The organism is Fluviirhizobium alvei (assembly GCF_030551875.1).
GTDB lineage: Bacteria > Pseudomonadota > Alphaproteobacteria > Rhizobiales > Rhizobiaceae > Rhizobium_E > Rhizobium_E alvei.
In genome coordinates, this window is record NZ_JAUOZU010000004.1 from 1 (window position 1) to 17,368 (window position 17,368).

The window sequence follows — 17,368 nt, forward strand, 5'->3', positions numbered from 1 at the left end:
CTGAGCTCAGCCAGGCAATCAACGTAGCGGGTGAATTTGCCGGCAGCAGATGGTCGGGACAGGCCCGACCATGACGACTACGAATGTTGCGCTCGACTACGACGGCGATGGCGCGTCCGACCATAGCCGAGGCGCAAACCTCTCGACTATCATCCTCGGCCCTGTGCCGAGGATCTGCCTTGATTTGCCACACAATCGACGTCGTGACTGAATTCGGCGGCAGCGGATGGTCGGGACAGGCCCGACCATGACGGCGGTACGGGTATCCGACCATGACGCCGTTGGACGGACGCTACCATGAACAGCGGCGCAGCCCTCTCGACCGTCATCCTCGGCCCTGTGCCGAGGATCTGCTGAGCTCAGCCAGGCAATCAACGTAGCGGGTGAATTTGCCGGCAGCAGATGGTCGGGACAGGCCCGACCATGACGAAAGCAGGAAGCCCAGCCATGACAAATATTGAGTGCCGCCCGCACCCGAAACGCCCGTGTTCCCGCCGGAACAGCGGCAAATCCCGGCATTCGTTAGAACCCTCTCATCAACAGGGGATGAGGCGCGGCCCAGGGCAAATGGCCCCTCTCCCGGAACAGAACGGAGATGACCATGTTCAAGACCATTCTCGCAGCCGTCGCTGCCACGATCGCCCTCACTGCCCCGGCGCAAGCCGGCTTCCTGTTCAAGAAGCAGGACAATGCCATCGAAGTCGCCTTTCTCGAAAGCAAGAATGCCAAGACCGGCTGGCTCGATGTCCTGAACGCTGCCAAGCCCGAGAAGAAGGTGAAGAAGACCATTCACACCTCGCCGGTCGCCCGCAAGCTCGTCTCCTTCGATAGCGCCGTGGCACCGGGCACCATCATCGTCGACAATTCCGAGCGTCGCCTCTACCACGTCATCGCGCCGGGCCTTGCCATGCGCTACGGCATCTCGGTCGGCCGCGACGGTTTCCGCTGGACCGGCACCGAAAAAGTGACCGCCAAGACCGAATGGCCGAGCTGGAACCCGCCGGAAGAAATGCGCATCCGCGAGGCCAAGAAGGGCCACATCCTGCCAGTGCGCATGGAAGGCGGCATCGACAATCCGCTCGGCGCCCGCGCGATGTATCTCGGTTCCACCGAATATCGCATCCATGGAACCAACCAGCCGGCATCGATCGGCCAGGCCATGTCCTCGGGCTGCATCCGCATGGCCAACGAGGATGTCGAACATCTCTATGCCAGCGTCAAGATCGGCGCCACCGTCGTGGTCCGCGATTGATATCCACTTCAGAAACAAACCCTTAAGGCCCTCGGCATCACTCCGGGGGCCTTTCCGTTCAGTCGTCGTTGCTGGCGTCGAGCGTGTCGACCTTCCGACCATGGTCGCGCGCCGCCTCCATCACCTTCACCTTGGCGGCGAGTGCTTCGAGGCAGGCAATAAAACCCGTCAGATCGGTATAGAGCGCTTCAGGTTCGGCTGCATGGATTGCGACATGGCCGCCGCGACGCTCCACCCCGCCATCGAGCATCAGGTTCTCGATCATGCCGAAATCCTCGAGCGACAGCCCGTCCGGCCCGCGCTTGTGACCATGATCGTCAATCGAAACCTCGCCATTGTAATAGGCGAGCACCCGCTCATAGTGATTGGCCGCGACGTTGGTATAGACGGCAACGAGCTTGCCCTGCCCGCACATATAGCCGAGTTCGAACACCGTGCCGGGATCAGCGGCGATGCCGCGGAACGGCGTCAGGTTGGCGATCACCGCCTGCGACTGATTCATCATATGCTCGTCGATCTCGCTGATCGCGAGCCCCATCTGTCGCAGACTGTCGGTCTTGGGGATTTCGAGATCGCCGGGGCAGAGCGGCTCGAAACCATACTGTCGCGCAAGTTCGGCCTTCCGCGTCAACATCTCGCGTGCGTTGGGAAGGAAAACTTCGGGTCCGGCAATATAGAGCTTCATCGTCATGGCGATCTTTCGAATTCATAAACACTTCAAAGACCTAGCATGACGATACCGGGTTGGGAAGCTCGCCGGAAAGGCGGAAGGCGGCTTATACCAAGTGTCGATGATAGGAAGCGATTGCGTGGGACCGGACGCCGTCATCCGACGCGCAGCAGACCGGAGAGCGATGCAAACGCATCGGTCTAGGATTGCGACAAAGTTTACTGCCGGAAAAAGCAGGCTCGAAATAGAGATTTCGATTGCCAATTTTAAAATGGTAATATTTTCTTAACCAAAGGGAGATCCCAAAAACATATACTTGCGAAAACTGGGCGGAACATGACTTACATCGTCAGCGAAACGACTGTCGTCAATACAGTCACAACCGGAATGCAGAGCGACCCTGCGATTACGGTTCTTGCCGATGGCGGCTGGATTGTGACCTGGGAAGACCAGATGTCGAGTTACGACATCCATCTAAAGGTCTTCAATGCCGATGGATCTGTTCGCGTCGATGAAACAACGGTCAATGACTATTCCACCGGTGAACAGCGCAATCCTCTGGTGGTAGCCCTCGCGGACGGCGGCTGGGTCGTAGTCTGGGAAAGCGTCGGGCAAAACACATCGGGCGTTACGTCCATCTACGAACAGGTCTTTCAAAGCGATGGTACGGCCATTGCGCCATCCGAACTGCTGGCCAGCGTTTCTTCGAGCAGCGATGCCAGCAACGTATCGCTTGCGGCTCTTGATCCCGCCGGCGGCCTCCAATCCGGTTGGGTACTCAGCTACCAGATGGGCAACGACACCTATTATCACACCGGCCATATCGACTACGACCAGTCGAACATCGCGACAATCGTCACCGATGGCGGCCTGTTACATGCCGCCACGACCGGGCTTCAGCAGGATGCGCAGGTCGCGCCTCTTGCCAACGGCGGGTTCATCGCCGCCTGGTTCACCTATACGGGCTACAACCCCGCCGATGTGCTTTTCACCATATACGACGAGAACCTGGATCCCGTGGCAGGCCTTGAGGAAATCTCAGTCGCTGTCGATATCATACCTGACGACTACTATCAGGGCCTGCCGCAAATTGCCGTTCTCGAAGGTGGTGGCTGGGTCATCGGCTGGTTGGGAATGGTCAACAATGCCCACGGCGATTTCTACCATAAGCTCCGCTTCTATGGCGCGGATGGGACGGCCGGCGATACGGTCACGCTGAATCTCGGCGAGACCGAGGGAACCAGCAGCGAGGGACTGGGACTGACGGCCCTCAATGGCGGTGGCTTCGTCGCAACCTGGGTGACGGCCTCGTCGACAAACACGCATGAGATCTACCAGCAGGTCTTTGACGCGCAGGGCGACAAGATTGGCACTGTCGGACATGTCAATACGACGACGACGGATACCCAGAACGCGCCCGAAGTTACCGCTCTTTCCAATGGCGGTTATGTGACCGTCTGGCGATCCTACACGCAGGGAAATCCTGTTGTTCCCGGATACGATATCTATCTGCAGGTCTTCGATGCCGAGGGTAACAAAGTGGATGGCGAAGTCCTCGTCTATTCGGATGAGACAGATCTCGCAAAGCCGCTTCCAGAAATCACGGCTCTGCAAAAAGGATCCTTCGTCGTCACATTCGAGGCGACCGGCCCGGATGGCTCGCTGGCCGGCATCGTTCAGAAAACCTTTGCCGTCCTCAACGAAGCACCGGCCGGCACAGACAAGGCTCTGACGGTTACTGAAGATACGGTCTACACGTTCACAGCCGACGATTTCGGCTTTTCCGACACCGATGGCGATAGTTTCGCCGGTATTGTCATTACCTCATTGCCGCTCAAGGGCACGTTGACTCTGAACGGGGTCACTGTCGCCGCGAACCAGTCTATCGATCTCGCCAATATCGCCGATCTTGTCTGGACGCCACCGACAAACCGGTCGGGCAATGCGCTCGCCGAGATTGGCTTCAAGGTTCGGGATGATGGCGGCACGCTTTCGGGCGGCGTCGACCTTGATCCGACCGCCAACAAGATCACCTTCAACGTTTCTGCGGTCACCGATGTAATTCTCGGCGATGGCGATGCCAACGCACTCAACGGCACTCTAGAGGACGATATTCTCAAGGGGCTGGCCGGCGACGACAAGCTAAATGGCAAGGCCGGTATGGACCGTATGGAGGGTGGTGCCGATGACGACACTTACACCGTCGATAACAGCGGCGACACCACCATCGAAAAGAAGAACGAGGGCACCGACAAGGTCTTGGCGTCAATCACTTTTGCGCTCGCCAACCATGTCGAGAACCTGACGCTTTCCGGAACCTCGGCGATCGATGGCACCGGCAATGGTCTCGGGAACATAGTGTTCGGCAACAAGGCGGCCAATCGTCTTACGGGTCTCGGCGGAAACGACACGCTTTCTGGCGGCGACGGCAACGATGATCTGGCCGGCGGCTCCGGCGTCGATACGCTGACCGGCGGCAATGGCACGGACCTGTTCGAATTCAGTCTCGCAAACGACTCCGGCAAGGGCGTCAAGGCGGATCACATTACCGATTTCAAACAGGTGGAAGACGATATCGACCTGTCGGGATTTGCCGGCACCTTCACCTATCTCGGCACGACGGCGTTTCGCGGGAAGGCAAACCAGATCCATGTTGCCTTTTCGGATGGTGATTCCCATGTTCAAATCGATTTCAACGGCGACAACATCCTTGATTTCGAAATCGTGCTGGACAATGTCGCGAAGCTGGCCAAGAGCGATTTCCTGCTTTGAGGCCGAGCCGGGAAGCAGCCACTCCCCGGCATTTTCATAACAATCTGGTTTCTTACTTGCAGGCCGAAACACCTTCACGCCGGCCGATCTCGATCAGCTCGGGCCGGTATTCAAAATGCATCGTGTCATAGTGATACCAGCGACCACCCCAGATGAAACCGTGGCGCTCGAAAATATCGATGATCTGCATCGGATATTTGTTGGCATATTTGGGCACATGGCCCGGCTTGCCGCCCGACCAGATCCAGTAGTCGGCAAACTTGGTGTTGATGTCGATCGCGGCACCGAAACTATGGACCGAGAGGTTTGTCTGGCCTGAAACCTTGCGCCAGTTGAACACGCCGGCGGACGGCGCCAGGTAGCGCTTGAGCTCGGCATGCGCCGCCAGTTCATCGCGCACTTTTCCGAGCGCCTTGTCGACACCATTGACCTTCGTCACCCGCAGCGTTTCACCGAACCACTCCACCGGCGAAAGCTCTGCTTTCACCACCTTGGCGCTGTCGCCATACATCGCCCGCATCAGCGCTTCCGAGCGGATACGACCGGGGTCGAAATTCACCTCCGGTCGGGTTTCGCAAGCGCCGGCCGGATAGGTCTGCTGCAGCGAATCCTCGATGTCGCCCTGCTCCAGCTTCTGGAAGTGGTCGCGCACCTTGCCGTCGTCGATGATGATTTCGGCACCGGATTTCATGCGGATCTTGCCATCGGCGACCGCAGCGATCGTGTCGGGATAGGCATCGCGGAGGATGCCTATCTTTTCGTCGAGCGTCAGCGCCGCAGCGGGCGAGGCAACGGCTGCAAGAAGCGCGAGCGCGGCCAGACCCTTATTCAACAGTGATCTTGAGATAATCGCCATCATCGCCTTCGAACACCTTGACGTTGATCGTCACGTCGCCCTGAAGCAGGAGCTCGCGCGCATCGCGGGTCATCGTCCCGTCGCGGATCATGCGTTCGGCTGCGGCGCGGTTGTCGACCGAAGAGAAGAACTGGTCGCCCTCGTCGCCGCGCTGACGGATCTTGAACTTGTGATAGTTGGCGCGATCCTGACGGATGATCTGCCAGGGCTCGCGCAGGCGCTCGCCGTTGGAATTGTAGAGATCGTCCTCGCCGATATAGGCATTGTACTCGTCCACCAGGTCATCGGCCCGAGCCATCTGGGTCGTCTGGAGAAGGAGGGCCGCCGCAATCGCGACGACGGCTGGAATGGTCTTGCGCATAAATGTCTCCCTTTGGACCGGTTGAGCCCCCGGCCCTGCACAATGTTGCAGCCAGAAGACGGTTCGTCACGTCGGTTTATTCGAAAAAAATTCAGTCACCACATGGTCTTGGCTGCGCGACCCGGCCAGTCGCGATCATAGCTGGCTCCGTCGAAACCGGCCTTGATTTCCGTCATCATCGCGCCCACCGTCGGCAGTGTATTCGCATCGACATGCTTGTCGCTGTTCCAGAGATCGGCGCGAATGACGGCGCGGGCGCATTGCACATAGACCTCGGCAATCTCGATCACCACCACCGAACGCGGGTGCCGCCCGTCCATTTCGAACCGGTGGCAGGTCTCCTCGTCGATCGCAACGATCGCCCTGCCATTGACCCGCATGGTTGAGTTGGAACCCGGGATGAGGAACATCAGCGCCACACGCGGATCGCGCACGATGTTGGCGAGCGAATCGACGCGGTTGTTGCCGCGCCAGTCGGGCAGCATCAACACATGGTCATTGTCGACGAACACCACCTGCCCGGCATCGCCGCGCGGCGAACAATCGAGCCCTTCAGGCCCGACGGTTGCCAGCGCCACAAAGGGAGACGCCTCGATCATGCGGCGATAGGCCTGCGTCAGGTGCGGCGTTACCTTGAGGATCGAGGCTTCGGCCGGTTCGCCATAAAGCGCATTGAGTTCCTCGACCGTCTCCACCTTGCGCATCGCCTGCTCCCTTGATCGTATGGGCGCCGCAAGCCGAAATTCGGATGACCGGCGCATTCTTTTCCGCCCGTCATCCTAACGAAAGACTGTGACAGCTACACGAGGAAATCGGTGATGGCAGTGATCACTTCCTGTGATTGAACGATGCGGCGATGGCCGAGACCGTTGGTCCAGCGCAGGGTCACATGCGCGCCCGCCCGGTCGTACCGACGTGCCGCATCGGCCTTCACTTCGCGATCGTCTTCGGCATGCAGGACGAGAACGGGAAGATTGCCACGGCTGGACAACATCCGCGCCGCATCGAAGAAGGTGGTCGGCCGACCTGTAATCCGCTCGACCCGGTGATCGAGCGCCAGCCGCGTCTTCGGCTTCAGGCCCAGCATCGAACCGAAATGATCGAAGGCCGAGGATGCCGTCGCCGGCGCCGCAATCAGAACCAGCCGGCCGGGATCGATCGCCTTGCCATATTCTTCGGGCAGCGCGGTCGCCATCGCGGAAACGAATCCACCGAACGAATGGCCGACGACAGCATCGAAGGGGCCCAGATGATCCCAGGCGGCGCGAATTCCGGCGAGCGCGAGCGGCACGGTGAGATTGCGCCCCGACGAATGGCCATGCCCGGGCAGATCGAGCCCGACGACCGCAAAGCCTGCCTGCCGGAGCCCGGTGATGAGCGTCTGCAGATAGGCGATCCGCGAGCCCCAGCCATGGACGACAAGCAGCGTCTTGCCGTTGGCGGTGCCGAGCGGTGCGAAACGATAGGCCGCCACGGTCCGGTTTGCCCCGATCGGCAGATCGGCCCGAATCCCTTCGGCCATCCGGGCCCGGGTGGCTGCCAGCAGCGCCTTTTCCTTGTGGTTCGTCGGCTTGCCGCCCGGTGTGCGGCTGAAGAGCCGGAAAGCGAGATTGCCGGCAGCCGCAGGCGAAACATGCCCGGTCAGATTGAGCGCTTGCCCTGTCAGCCTGAAAAGATAAGATGCCATCTATGTCGCCTCAAAATGTTCAATGCTGAACAATAAAGTACAAGAATGAACGAAAATCAAGTCCTCCCTTGGGACCATCCCCGTTTTCGGACCTGGATTGCCGTGGCCCGCGCCTGCCAGCTGATGCAGCTGACGCTGACGCGCAATCTCGCGCATCTGGATCTCAAGCCGCCGCATCTCGATATTCTCGCCAATCTCTACAAGCGCGAAGGCATCTCGCAACAGGAGCTGGCGCGCAAGCTGCTCGTCGGCCGGTCCAACATGTCGATGCTCCTGCCGCAGCTCGAAAAGCGCGGTCTGGTCGAGCGGCGGGGCGACGGGCGCGATCGGCGCGTCCTGCGTCTCTACCTGACCAAGGAAGGCAAGAACCTCACCGAGAAGGCCTTGAAGATCCAGACCGCGCTGATCGATCAGGTCATGGCCGGTTCGGATGAGGAACGCTGTATCCAGACCAGCGAACAGATGGAGCGCATCGTCGCCATGCTCCTCGAGGAGGACGAGGCCGACATGGTTAGCGCGGCTTCGCGCTGATATCGCGGCTCATGCCCTTGTCTGCGAGTTCCTGTTCGTAGGCGGCAAACAATTCGCCGCCCTTTTCGCCGAGTTCGCGGAGGTAGGACCAGGTATAGATGCCGCTGTCGTGGGAATCGTCAAAGCCGATGCGGATCGCATAATTGCCGACCGGCTGCACGGAAATGATCTGCACGTTGCGTTTGCCTGGCACCGTCAGCTTCTGGCCCGGACCATGGCCTTGGACTTCTGCTGACGGTGACAGAACCCGCAGCATCTCGGCGGAAAGTTCGAACGCCGTACCATCGTCGAAAGTCACCGCCAGGCGTTGGCGGTCCTTGGTTACACGCAATTCCGTCGGCCAGTTGCTCATGATCACATCCTTTTGTCCCCAGTTAGTTCGCGACTGTCGCATCTGCAAGACATTTTGCCTTCAAACATCATTAGGAGCATCCTATATTCGCTTGCTGACGGATAAGGCGCTCGGGCAGACTGGCGCCCGGAGGAGAACCGCATGAACAGCCATCCCGGTCCATTGGCCGAGACTGACAAGACACCCCCGATGATCGATCCGTTCGGACGGATGGTCTCCTACCTGCGCGTTTCGGTGACTGATCGTTGCGATTTCCGCTGCACCTATTGCATGGCGGAAAAGATGACCTTCCTGCCGAAGAAGGATCTTCTGACGCTCGAAGAGCTCGACCGCCTCTGTTCGGCCTTCATCGACAAGGGCGTGCGCAAGATCCGCCTCACCGGCGGCGAACCGCTGGTGCGCCATAACATCATGTATCTCGTCCGCAAACTGGGCGAAAAGATCGGCCCGGGCGGACTGGACGAACTCACCCTCACCACCAACGGTTCGCAGCTGGCGAAATATGCCGCCGAACTCGCCGATTGCGGCGTCCGCCGCATCAATGTTTCGATCGATACGCTCGATCCGGACAAGTTCCGCGCCATCACCCGTATCGGCGATCTCGCGCAGGTACTCGCGGGCGTCGATGCGGCTCAGAAGGCCGGCATCGCGATCAAGATCAACGCCGTGGCGCTTAAGGATTTCAACGACCGCGAAATCCCCGACATCATGACCTGGGCCCATGGGCGCGGTATGGACATGACGGTGATCGAAACGATGCCGATGGGCGAGATCGACGAGGATCGCACCGATCAGTATCTGCCGCTCTCCGAGCTTCGCGCCAGCCTCTCCGAACGCTTCACGCTGAGCGACATTCCCTTCCGCACCGGTGGTCCCGCCCGCTATGTCCGGGTCGCCGAAACGGGCGGCAAACTCGGCTTCATCACGCCGATGACGCATAATTTCTGCGAAAGCTGCAACCGGGTCCGCCTCACCTGCACCGGTACACTCTACATGTGCCTCGGCCAGAATGACGCTGCCGACCTGCGTGCCGTGCTGCGTGCTTCCGACGATCCCGCCATTCTCAATGCCGCGATCGATGATGCGATCCGCCGCAAGCCCAAGGGGCATGATTTCATCATCGACCGGGCGAATAATCGACCCGCTGTCGCACGTCATATGAGCGTGACCGGTGGCTGATGGCTGCCGGACCGGCAGTCTTCAGGCCGGAATGGCAACCAACCGAATGGCATCGATCATGAATTTCCGCCTGCCCCTCTTCTCTCTCCTCACGCTTCTTTCCGCTTCGAGCGCGTTCGCCGCCGAGACCGACAAGGACATGATCCGCAAGGCGGCCCAGTGGGCGGCGCCCGTCATGGGCAGCGCCTGCGATTTCGCCACCGCCATCGATGGGAACGAAGCCGAACGCAGCGCCGTCTATTACATTCCCTGGCGCTATGCCGGCCAGGGCCAGGACGAGCCGGACAACCAGTATACCCTCGTTCGTCTCTATTGCTTTTCCGGTGCCTACAACGAAGTCTTCGTCTATGTCGGCCGCGAGAGCGCGGAGAGCGATTTCAAGCTCCTGTCCTTTTCCGAGCCGAAACTCGCCTATGACTATACGGACGAGAATTTCAACGCGCTGAAGGCGCCGCCGAAGGTGGTCGGTTATCTTGCCCGCACCGAACAGATCAATTCCGACTATGACCCGGCCACCAAGACGATCTTCTCCGGCGCCAAATGGCGCGGCATCGGCGATGCCTGGTCGTCCGGCAGCTGGGAATTCATCGAGGGCGAATTCGTGCTGAAGAAATACGAGGTCGATCCGACCTATGACGCCAATGCCGACAAGCCGGTGGCCGGCCAGCCCGAGAGCTATACGGTCTATCCGGAGAAATAATCGAAAGGACCGGAGGTCGCGCAATGAAACATCGTCTTTCAATCGCCTCCGGTCTGCTCCTGCTAACGATGGCTGCACCTGTGATGGCCCAGGACGCACCCGACCCCGACATCGCCGGGGCTGCCGCCCTCTTCAAGGTCGCCTTTGCCGGCCGTTGCGGCGATAGCGCCTTCCTTCCGGACTATCTCGACAATCCGAGCGTCTTCCCGATCGCGTGGAAAAACGAGGGCGAAGATGAAAAGACGCCCGAACACCGAATGAAGGTCTTCCAGTTCTTCTGTGACAACTTCGCCCATTTCGGCAGCGCCGCCTTCATCCAGAAGGCGGAAGACGGCACCTTCTCCGTCATTTCGCTCGCCTGGCCCTATGGCCGTTTCGTCAAGGATGAAAACGAGGAATCCGGCATTCGCCGGACGGGCATGGAAGGCTTTGCCGCCCAGGACATCGTGCTCGGCGGCGATTTCAATCGCGAGGACAATACGATCTCCGCCAACACCTGGGATCGTTACGCGGAATATTACTCCATCTGGAAATTCCACGAAGGAAGCTTCCTGTTCTCCGAAAGCGATGCCTACCGCATCGAGGATGGCAAGCTTACGGAAAAGCCGGCGGAACCGGCCGAAGAGTGACACCAGCTTGTAAGAGGTGACACGACAGCTGCAGGTCGCTCCGGCATAGATCGGCTCGCACCCAAAGGTCCGCCCGCCCCCGCCATCACCCTTGTCGAGGAACCGCCATCAATAAAAAATTAACCATGTTTTGAGATATCAGGAAGGAAAGGAACCTTTATGAAAAGCGTTGCCGTCCTTCTCTCCACGATCTGTCTGGCCGGCTGCGTTTCGGCTTCGAATGCACGGCGCCCGCCCCTTCCGCAAGCCGTGATCTATGCCTACACGAGCGACGATACAGCCTGTTATGTCCGCTATCTACAGCAGCTGCCGCTCGACCAGATCTGCGTCCAGGGGGACAATGTCCGCTACTCGGCCTTTCCGGATCCGGCACAGCTGAAATATCTCCCGATGCCGGCACCGGTGGACGCGCTTTTCAATTCCATGCCGGTCGAGCGCGTCTTGCAGCACCGTCGCTCACTGACGAACAACCGGAATCCGGCTGAGCGCACCGTTAATTAGATAAAAGCCGCTCTCGAGCCCAAAGGTTCCAATCTCCTCACCGTCTCTTGAAAAGGAGATCCCGTTTTCCGTGACGGCATAGGAGAATATGGCGCCATCGCAGCTGGCAAGCATCTGTTCCGGTGCCGATGGCTTGGAATAGAGATCCAGTTCGTGACAAAAGGCTGCCTTCTGTCGCGAGGAAAGCGCGCCATCTTCGCTCGATACGGAAAGAAGAAGCGTCGAATCCAGAAACTTTCCGCCAGCCCCATCGGCGGGCGGCATCGCATTCATGGCGTCGAGCAAGGCGTCGCCGGAATAGATCCCACCCTCGTCGATGGACTTGGGCTCCGCCTTCTGTGGCTGCTGGACATTGATCTGGCCGCCTTCGACCAGGAACCGGACCTCGATCCGGCGTCCACTCTCACCATCGAGCTGGGCGGCGCCCGCTACGAGCGGCATGGCGGTGCAAAACAACAGCACGCCCATCGCCCGAACTTCCCGAAACACATTCACAGCCATTCCAGCCTCCATGACCGAACAGGTTAAATGAAGGCGCGGCAGGAGCTCCGCCGCGCCTTCTCACGATCAACGGCAGGGAACCGGAACCAGGGTCATGTGCTGGTCTTCGATGATTTCACGGGTCTGGATATAGACCTCGTCATTGTAGCGGTCGCGAACCTGGGCGCCATGCCGCTGCATGTTGCCTTCCCAGCTGCGCGAGGCATCCCGAAGCTTGATGCCGCGGGTGTTGTAGGCGACGGTCGCCGGTACACGACGCGACTGATAGCACACATCGCGGTTGATCCGCTCCTTGCGCGTATAGACTTCGGCATTGGCAGAATCCACCGAAGCCAGCATCGAACCACCGGTCACGACCGTGGCAAAGGCGACTGCAAACAGGTTTACTTTCTTGATCATTGAGAACCCTCTTGAACTAATACCCGCTCCATTGCGGTACAGTCAAAAAGCATCACAACACATTACGAGTCAATATTCTTGATTTATCGATGTTTTCCATAATTAATATTTACTATTAATAGCAGAAAATCTACTTTTTACTTAGATATACAAAATTACATACTTTAATTTACGAGTACAATTCCTTCATCACCCATTTGGGTGAAACAGCATACTGAAGAGATCCTGTTTGCGCTCTATGGTAAACATTGCCCGAAACAGGACGGCACCCCCACTTCCCTAGAAGCCGGAGACCCGACAGGAGAAAACCAACAAAGACCTCATCAAAAGCTTTTGCCGCCCTTGAAGTGATGCCTGCGCAGAATGGATGGGATTTGAAACGCTATTCGATCGGTCGAAGGCTCGCGAGCGCCGCCACGAAGTCCGCCTGCCGCGACATGCCGGATTTCGACAGGATCGACTTGACCTGGCTTCGGACGGTTTCGGCGCTGACCGCGAGTTGTTCGGCCGTCATCGAAATATCCCGGCCCATCGCAAGGTTCTGCGCCACCCGCGCTTCTGCAGGCGTGAGATCGAACAGTCCCTGTATCGTCTCCGCGGTCGGCACGCGCGAACGATCGATCGGAGTCACAATCAGGAAATAGGCTGCGTTGGCAAAGATGTCGCATGCGTTGCCGCGCACGGGCACCAGATGAACCACCGCCGGCGGCGCATCTTCAATGCGCGGAAGCGGAAAGGATCGGCTTGCCTGCCGGCTTTCGCCATGCGCCATCGCGAGCATTTCGGCAAGAAGCGCGTTGGCAGGCGAATACTGAAAGCGAACGAAGTCATGCGCGGCAATCGAAATCTGTGGCGCGAAACGCTCGAGCAAGGCATTGGCAGCCATCACGCGCCCATCGTGGCGGAGGACAGCGGCGGGCAGATTGGCCAATCGCAACGCCTCGACCGCCGCATTGACACGCTCGAATTCAAGCTGGCTCGACATCATTGCGGCCCGCGCCAGGTGCGGCCGGATCCGGTCGAGTGCCGCGATCGACCGCGCGGTCACCGGTCCGGTATCCAGCTTTTTCTCCACCGCCACGATGATTGCGTCGCCGGTCGGCATTTTGATGAATGTCGATGTGCCGAAGCCGTATCCCAGGGGTCGGATCACTTCGGTGAAGATCGGCTGGGTGCGGACATCATGATCGGAGAAATACTGGGCCTCGTCGACAAAGCCATGATGATCGATCGAAATGAGCCTTGCAGCTCTCGTATTGCGTTCAAACCACCCCTCGGCCTGCATCTTGTGATGCATATCGGAAAGGGAGCGGGACGCCAGCGCATTTGTGGCGGCAATCCGCGGATTGAACAGTGCCGTGCCGTGAGCTTCGGCCAGTTTCGCCAGATCATCAAGGATTGGCAACCAGTTTTCCGGGATAAAGGCTGCCTCATAAACCCTGTCGATAATGGCAGAAATCTCAACCAAGACTATTCTCCTCACGCTACGACAGTTTTCCGCCCCGAAAACCTGCCTCAAATCTGAAGGATATTCCTGAGATTCGCCTTGAAATTGCAATCATTTCTTGATTGAAGTTTTTCGATTGCACACTTTGCCGATCGGTCATTGCGCTCGAACAGAAACGACACCAAATACCGGATCGATAATCCAGTCGCCCGCGTGATTGTGCTTGGCCGGTCAAGCCGCTATGAGAACCAATCATCTCATTGTTTCGCACTCCGGTTCCCATCATGGCCATGAACGACAATATCAAGGGCGCGCTGCTGATGTCGCTGTCGATGGCCAGCTTCACCATCAACGATGCGATGGTGAAGGTCGTGGCACCCGATATGAATGCCGGACAGATCATGTTCGTCCGCGGCCTGATGTCCTCGACCATGATCCTCATCATCGCCTGGCGGCTCGGGGCCTTGCGCCCGCTGTCGACGCTCAGGGACCCGCGGCTGCTCTTGCGCGCCTTCTGCGAAGTCCTCGCGTCGGTGACCTATGTCACGGCACTCTCGATGATCCCGCTTCCGAACGCGGCGGCCATTCTGCAGGCCCTGCCGCTGGCCGTCACCATGGGGGCCGCGCTCTTCCTCGGCGAACCGGTCGGCTGGCGCCGCTGGGCGGCCATTCTCGTCGGCTTTTGTGGTGTGCTCGTCATCATCCGGCCGGGTGCGGAAGGTTTTACCCTCGCCTCGCTTCTTGTCGTCGGCTCGGTTCTCACCGCCGGCGCCCGCGACCTCTTCACCAAGGTCATCGATCCGGCCACCCCGTCGCTCTTCATCTCGGCCACGACATCAATCGCCGTCACCCTGACCGGCGGCGCCCTCATCGTCCCGTTCGGCGGCTGGCAGCCGATCGGCATCAGCCATCTGGCCGCACTCCTGTTCGGCTCGTCGATGCTCATCATCGGCTACCAAACCATCATCCTCGCCATGCGGACCGGTGAGATCTCCTTCATCGCGCCCTTCCGCTATACGAGCCTGATCTGGGCTATCCTCCTGGGCATCTTCCTGCTCGGTGAACTCCCGGATCTCTGGATGCTCGTCGGCGCGGCCATCGTCATCGCCGCCGGCCTCTATGCCTTCTATCGCGAACACAAGCTGCATCGCGAGATCGCCGCCCGCCGCGCCACCTCGCCATCCCCCTGAAGGGTCATCATGCTGCCCATCCGCTCGCTCGAAAGACCGCATATCCTGACGATCGTGCTGATCGCCAGCCTCGGGGCGCTGAACCTCAACATCCTCTTGCCCTCGCTCAACGAAATCGCTCGCGCCTTCGCCGTGCCCTATTCCTATGTGCAGCTGATGCTGTCGGCCTATATGGCGCTCACGGGGGCGCTTCAGCTCGTCATCGGTCCGCTGTCGGACCGCTACGGACGGCGGCCCGTGCTGCTGATCTCGCTTTCCATCTTCCTCGTCGCCACCCTCGTCTGCATCTATGCGCCGACGATCGGCGTCCTGCTTGCCGCCCGCATGGTACAGGCAACCGTGATTGCCGGCCTCGTCCTGTCGCGCGCCATCGTGCGCGATATGGTCCCGCTCGACCAGGCCGCATCGATGCTCGGTTATGTGACGATGGGCATGACACTGGTACCGATGGTGAGCCCGGCCATCGGCGGCTATTTCGCCAATTCCTTCGGCTGGCAGGCCAATTTCGCCATCACTCTCATTTTCGGTGGTTTTGTCTATCTCGTCTGCCTGCTGACACTGGCTGAAACCAACAAGGCGCCGGCCGACAGTTTCACCGAACAGTTCCGCGCCTGGCCGCAGCTCCTGCGGTCGCGTCGCTTCTGGGGCTTTTCCTTCACCGCCACCTTCGGCTCCGGCGTCTTCTTCTCCTATCTCGGCGGCGCCCCCTTCGTCGGCAGCGAAATTCTCGGCATGAGCCCGTCCGAACTCGGCTACCAGTTCGCCTATGTCGGGCTTGGCTACATGGTCGGCAACTTCATTTCCGGCCGCTATTCCACCCGCCTCGGCGCAGTCAATCTCATGAATGCCGGCGCCATCGTTTCGGCCTCTGGCGCCATCGTTCCCATGCTGCTCTTCTGGGCGGGCTGGCAGGTGCCGACGGCCTTTTTCGCGCCGATGCTGCTGGTCGGGCTCGGCAATGGCATGACCCTGCCCTCGGCCAATGCCGGCATGGTCAGCGTGGCACCGCATCTCGCCGGCGCAGCCTCCGGCCTCGGCGGCGCCATGACGATCGGCGGCGGCTCGATCATGTCGGTCATTGCAAGCGCGGTTCTGAGCCGCGAAACCGGACCGTACCCGCTGCTGGCCGTCATGCTCGCCTCCACCATCCTGTCATTTTTCGCATCGTCCTACATCCGCATCCTCGACCGGCAGGAGGCTGATGAGGAATGAGACCTCCAGCCGTCATCCTCGCGGGCGGACTGTCCTCCCGCATGGGCAGCCCAAAGGCGCTGCTTGAACTGGCCGGAATGCGCCTGATCGATCGGATCGTCGCGCGTCTTGCGCCGCAATGCGACCGGCTCGTCATCAACAGCAACGATCCGGCGATTATAGTTGATGGCCTAGAACGCATTTCGGACCGGTTTGCGAATTTCCCGGGCCCGCTTGCCGGCATCCACGCTGCCCTGTCCTTGCTCGCCGAGACAGGCGAAACGGCGACGCACATGCTCTCGGCACCGGTCGATTGCCCCTTCCTGCCCGACGATCTCGTCGCCCGGCTCGCAGATGGTCTCAATGGTACCGACAGCGCCGCCGTCGCCATGTCCGGCGACCAATGGCAGCCGGTGGTGGCGCTCTGGCCGCTCTCGGCCTTGCCCCGCCTCGACGCCTGGCTCCGCGATCCGCCCTCGCTGAAAATGCGCATCTTCCTCGAAACGCTATCGGTCAAGCCGGTCGCCTTTCCGATGCTGGAGACGGTTACAGGCCCGCTCGATCCCTTCTTCAACATCAACCGGCCGGGCGATCTTGCCACCGCCCTCCATCATATCGAAGGCGAGGAAAATCCATGAAACACCCAAAAATCCTCGGCATTTCCGGCTGGAAGAATTCCGGCAAGACGGGCCTGACCGTCAGGCTCGTCACCGAACTCGTCGCGCGCGGCTACAAGGTCTCCACCATCAAGCATGCCCATCATGATTTCGATATCGACAAGGTCGGCGCGGATTCCTTCCGCCACCGGCAGGCCGGCGCCCATGAAGTGACGATCGTTTCCGGCACCCGTTTCGCGATCATGCACGAATTGCGCGGCGCCCCCGAACCAAGCCTTGAAGAAATCCTTGCCCGTATCGCGCCTTGCGATATCGTTGTGATCGAGGGCTACAAGCGCGAGCCGGTTCCGAAGATCGAAGCCCGCCGCCTGGAGGCTGCCAATCGCACGCCACTCGCGCCGACCGATCCCCATATTGTCGCAATTGCTGCCGATCATGCGGTGACGGATTCGCCATTACCCGTTTTCGATCTCGATGATACGCTGACGATCGCCGATTTTGTCGTCGACCTGCTCGAACTGAAAAGGAGCTAA

The 17,368-nt window shown here is 59.7% G+C and carries 20 protein-coding genes; 11 read left to right on the top strand and 9 right to left on the bottom strand.

Annotation, left to right across the window (positions count from 1 at the left end; translation table 11 throughout):
* Nucleotides 1-595 precede the first annotated feature (595 nt).
* Entirely contained in the window at nucleotides 596-1,252 is a 657-nt protein-coding gene (locus tag Q4481_RS04450) for a L,D-transpeptidase (RefSeq protein WP_377352900.1), read from the top strand.
* Between the two features lie 58 nt (nucleotides 1,253-1,310).
* Here the strand turns inward: Q4481_RS04450 and Q4481_RS04455 are convergent, their stop codons facing one another.
* Nucleotides 1,311-1,943 carry a nucleoside 2-deoxyribosyltransferase gene (locus Q4481_RS04455; RefSeq protein WP_304375097.1) on the bottom strand — a complete coding sequence of 211 codons (633 nt, stop codon included), beginning with the start codon at nucleotides 1,941-1,943 and terminating at the stop codon, nucleotides 1,311-1,313.
* Nucleotides 1,944-2,258: 315 nt separating this feature from the next.
* Between Q4481_RS04455 and Q4481_RS04460 the strand changes: the two genes are divergently transcribed.
* Nucleotides 2,259-4,694: a calcium-binding protein gene (locus Q4481_RS04460; protein WP_304375098.1), complete on the top strand. Its 2,436-nt coding sequence runs from the start codon at nucleotides 2,259-2,261 to the stop codon at nucleotides 4,692-4,694.
* A gap of 52 nt (nucleotides 4,695-4,746) precedes the next feature.
* Here the strand turns inward: Q4481_RS04460 and Q4481_RS04465 are convergent, their stop codons facing one another.
* The 4 genes from Q4481_RS04465 to Q4481_RS04480 all read right to left on the bottom strand — a co-directional run bounded on the left by Q4481_RS04465 (nucleotide 4,747) and on the right by Q4481_RS04480 (nucleotide 7,598).
* Nucleotides 4,747-5,526 (bottom strand): M15 family metallopeptidase, encoded by a 780-nt coding sequence (locus tag Q4481_RS04465; RefSeq protein WP_304375099.1) that lies wholly within the window; start codon nucleotides 5,524-5,526, stop codon nucleotides 4,747-4,749.
* On the bottom strand, nucleotides 5,519-5,911 hold the full coding sequence (locus Q4481_RS04470; RefSeq protein ID WP_304375100.1) for a hypothetical protein: 393 nt from the start codon (nucleotides 5,909-5,911) through the stop codon (nucleotides 5,519-5,521). Before Q4481_RS04470 ends, Q4481_RS04465 begins: the two co-directional genes overlap by 8 nt.
* A gap of 95 nt (nucleotides 5,912-6,006) precedes the next feature.
* The gene (locus tag Q4481_RS04475; protein WP_304375102.1) at nucleotides 6,007-6,615 is read right to left on the bottom strand and encodes a pyridoxamine 5'-phosphate oxidase family protein; all 609 of its coding nucleotides are present in this window, start codon (nucleotides 6,613-6,615) and stop codon (nucleotides 6,007-6,009) included.
* 95 nt (nucleotides 6,616-6,710) lie between these two features.
* Nucleotides 6,711-7,598 (bottom strand): alpha/beta hydrolase, encoded by an 888-nt coding sequence (locus Q4481_RS04480; protein ID WP_304375103.1) that lies wholly within the window; start codon nucleotides 7,596-7,598, stop codon nucleotides 6,711-6,713.
* A gap of 45 nt (nucleotides 7,599-7,643) precedes the next feature.
* On the opposite strand from Q4481_RS04480, the gene Q4481_RS04485 reads away from it, so the two are divergent.
* A complete protein-coding gene (locus tag Q4481_RS04485; RefSeq protein ID WP_304375104.1) occupies nucleotides 7,644-8,129 on the top strand; it encodes a MarR family winged helix-turn-helix transcriptional regulator in 486 nt (161 codons plus the stop codon).
* On the opposite strand, the gene Q4481_RS04490 is transcribed toward Q4481_RS04485, so the two are convergent.
* A complete protein-coding gene (locus Q4481_RS04490) occupies nucleotides 8,110-8,481 on the bottom strand; it encodes a gamma-butyrobetaine hydroxylase family protein (RefSeq protein WP_304375105.1) in 372 nt (123 codons plus the stop codon). The two genes, Q4481_RS04485 and Q4481_RS04490, sit on opposite strands and share 20 nt — an antisense overlap.
* A gap of 141 nt (nucleotides 8,482-8,622) precedes the next feature.
* On the opposite strand from Q4481_RS04490, the gene moaA reads away from it, so the two are divergent.
* The 4 genes from moaA to Q4481_RS04510 all read left to right on the top strand — a co-directional run bounded on the left by moaA (nucleotide 8,623) and on the right by Q4481_RS04510 (nucleotide 11,490).
* Nucleotides 8,623-9,660, top strand: a complete 1,038-nt coding sequence (gene moaA / locus Q4481_RS04495) for a GTP 3',8-cyclase MoaA (protein WP_304375106.1) — start codon at nucleotides 8,623-8,625, stop codon at nucleotides 9,658-9,660.
* Nucleotides 9,661-9,691: 31 nt separating this feature from the next.
* Entirely contained in the window at nucleotides 9,692-10,360 is a 669-nt protein-coding gene (locus Q4481_RS04500) for a DUF1176 domain-containing protein (protein ID WP_304375107.1), read from the top strand.
* Nucleotides 10,361-10,383: 23 nt separating this feature from the next.
* The gene (locus tag Q4481_RS04505; protein ID WP_304375108.1) at nucleotides 10,384-10,989 is read left to right on the top strand and encodes a hypothetical protein; all 606 of its coding nucleotides are present in this window, start codon (nucleotides 10,384-10,386) and stop codon (nucleotides 10,987-10,989) included.
* 159 nt (nucleotides 10,990-11,148) lie between these two features.
* Nucleotides 11,149-11,490, top strand: coding sequence for a hypothetical protein (locus Q4481_RS04510; RefSeq protein ID WP_304375109.1), 342 nt, complete (start codon nucleotides 11,149-11,151; stop codon nucleotides 11,488-11,490).
* On the opposite strand, the gene Q4481_RS04515 is transcribed toward Q4481_RS04510, so the two are convergent.
* The 3 genes from Q4481_RS04515 to Q4481_RS04525 all read right to left on the bottom strand — a co-directional run bounded on the left by Q4481_RS04515 (nucleotide 11,446) and on the right by Q4481_RS04525 (nucleotide 13,858).
* Nucleotides 11,446-11,991 carry a hypothetical protein gene (locus tag Q4481_RS04515; RefSeq protein ID WP_304375110.1) on the bottom strand — a complete coding sequence of 182 codons (546 nt, stop codon included), beginning with the start codon at nucleotides 11,989-11,991 and terminating at the stop codon, nucleotides 11,446-11,448. The two genes, Q4481_RS04510 and Q4481_RS04515, sit on opposite strands and share 45 nt — an antisense overlap.
* Nucleotides 11,992-12,057: 66 nt before the next feature.
* On the bottom strand, nucleotides 12,058-12,390 hold the full coding sequence (locus tag Q4481_RS04520; protein WP_304375111.1) for a hypothetical protein: 333 nt from the start codon (nucleotides 12,388-12,390) through the stop codon (nucleotides 12,058-12,060).
* 382 nt (nucleotides 12,391-12,772) lie between these two features.
* Nucleotides 12,773-13,858, bottom strand: coding sequence for a helix-turn-helix transcriptional regulator (locus Q4481_RS04525; RefSeq protein ID WP_304375112.1), 1,086 nt, complete (start codon nucleotides 13,856-13,858; stop codon nucleotides 12,773-12,775).
* Between the two features lie 263 nt (nucleotides 13,859-14,121).
* Between Q4481_RS04525 and Q4481_RS04530 the strand changes: the two genes are divergently transcribed.
* Genes Q4481_RS04530 through mobB form a run of 4 tightly spaced genes read left to right on the top strand, consistent with a single transcriptional unit; the run spans nucleotide 14,122 to nucleotide 17,368 of the window.
* Nucleotides 14,122-15,027: a DMT family transporter gene (locus Q4481_RS04530; protein WP_304375113.1), complete on the top strand. Its 906-nt coding sequence runs from the start codon at nucleotides 14,122-14,124 to the stop codon at nucleotides 15,025-15,027.
* A gap of 9 nt (nucleotides 15,028-15,036) precedes the next feature.
* Complete coding sequence (locus Q4481_RS04535) at nucleotides 15,037-16,239, top strand: multidrug effflux MFS transporter (RefSeq protein WP_304375114.1); 1,203 nt, start codon at nucleotides 15,037-15,039, stop codon at nucleotides 16,237-16,239.
* On the top strand, nucleotides 16,236-16,856 hold the full coding sequence (gene mobA, locus Q4481_RS04540) for a molybdenum cofactor guanylyltransferase MobA (protein WP_304375116.1): 621 nt from the start codon (nucleotides 16,236-16,238) through the stop codon (nucleotides 16,854-16,856). Before Q4481_RS04535 ends, mobA begins: the two co-directional genes overlap by 4 nt.
* A complete protein-coding gene (mobB, locus tag Q4481_RS04545; RefSeq protein WP_304375117.1) occupies nucleotides 16,853-17,368 on the top strand; it encodes a molybdopterin-guanine dinucleotide biosynthesis protein B in 516 nt (171 codons plus the stop codon). Before mobA ends, mobB begins: the two co-directional genes overlap by 4 nt.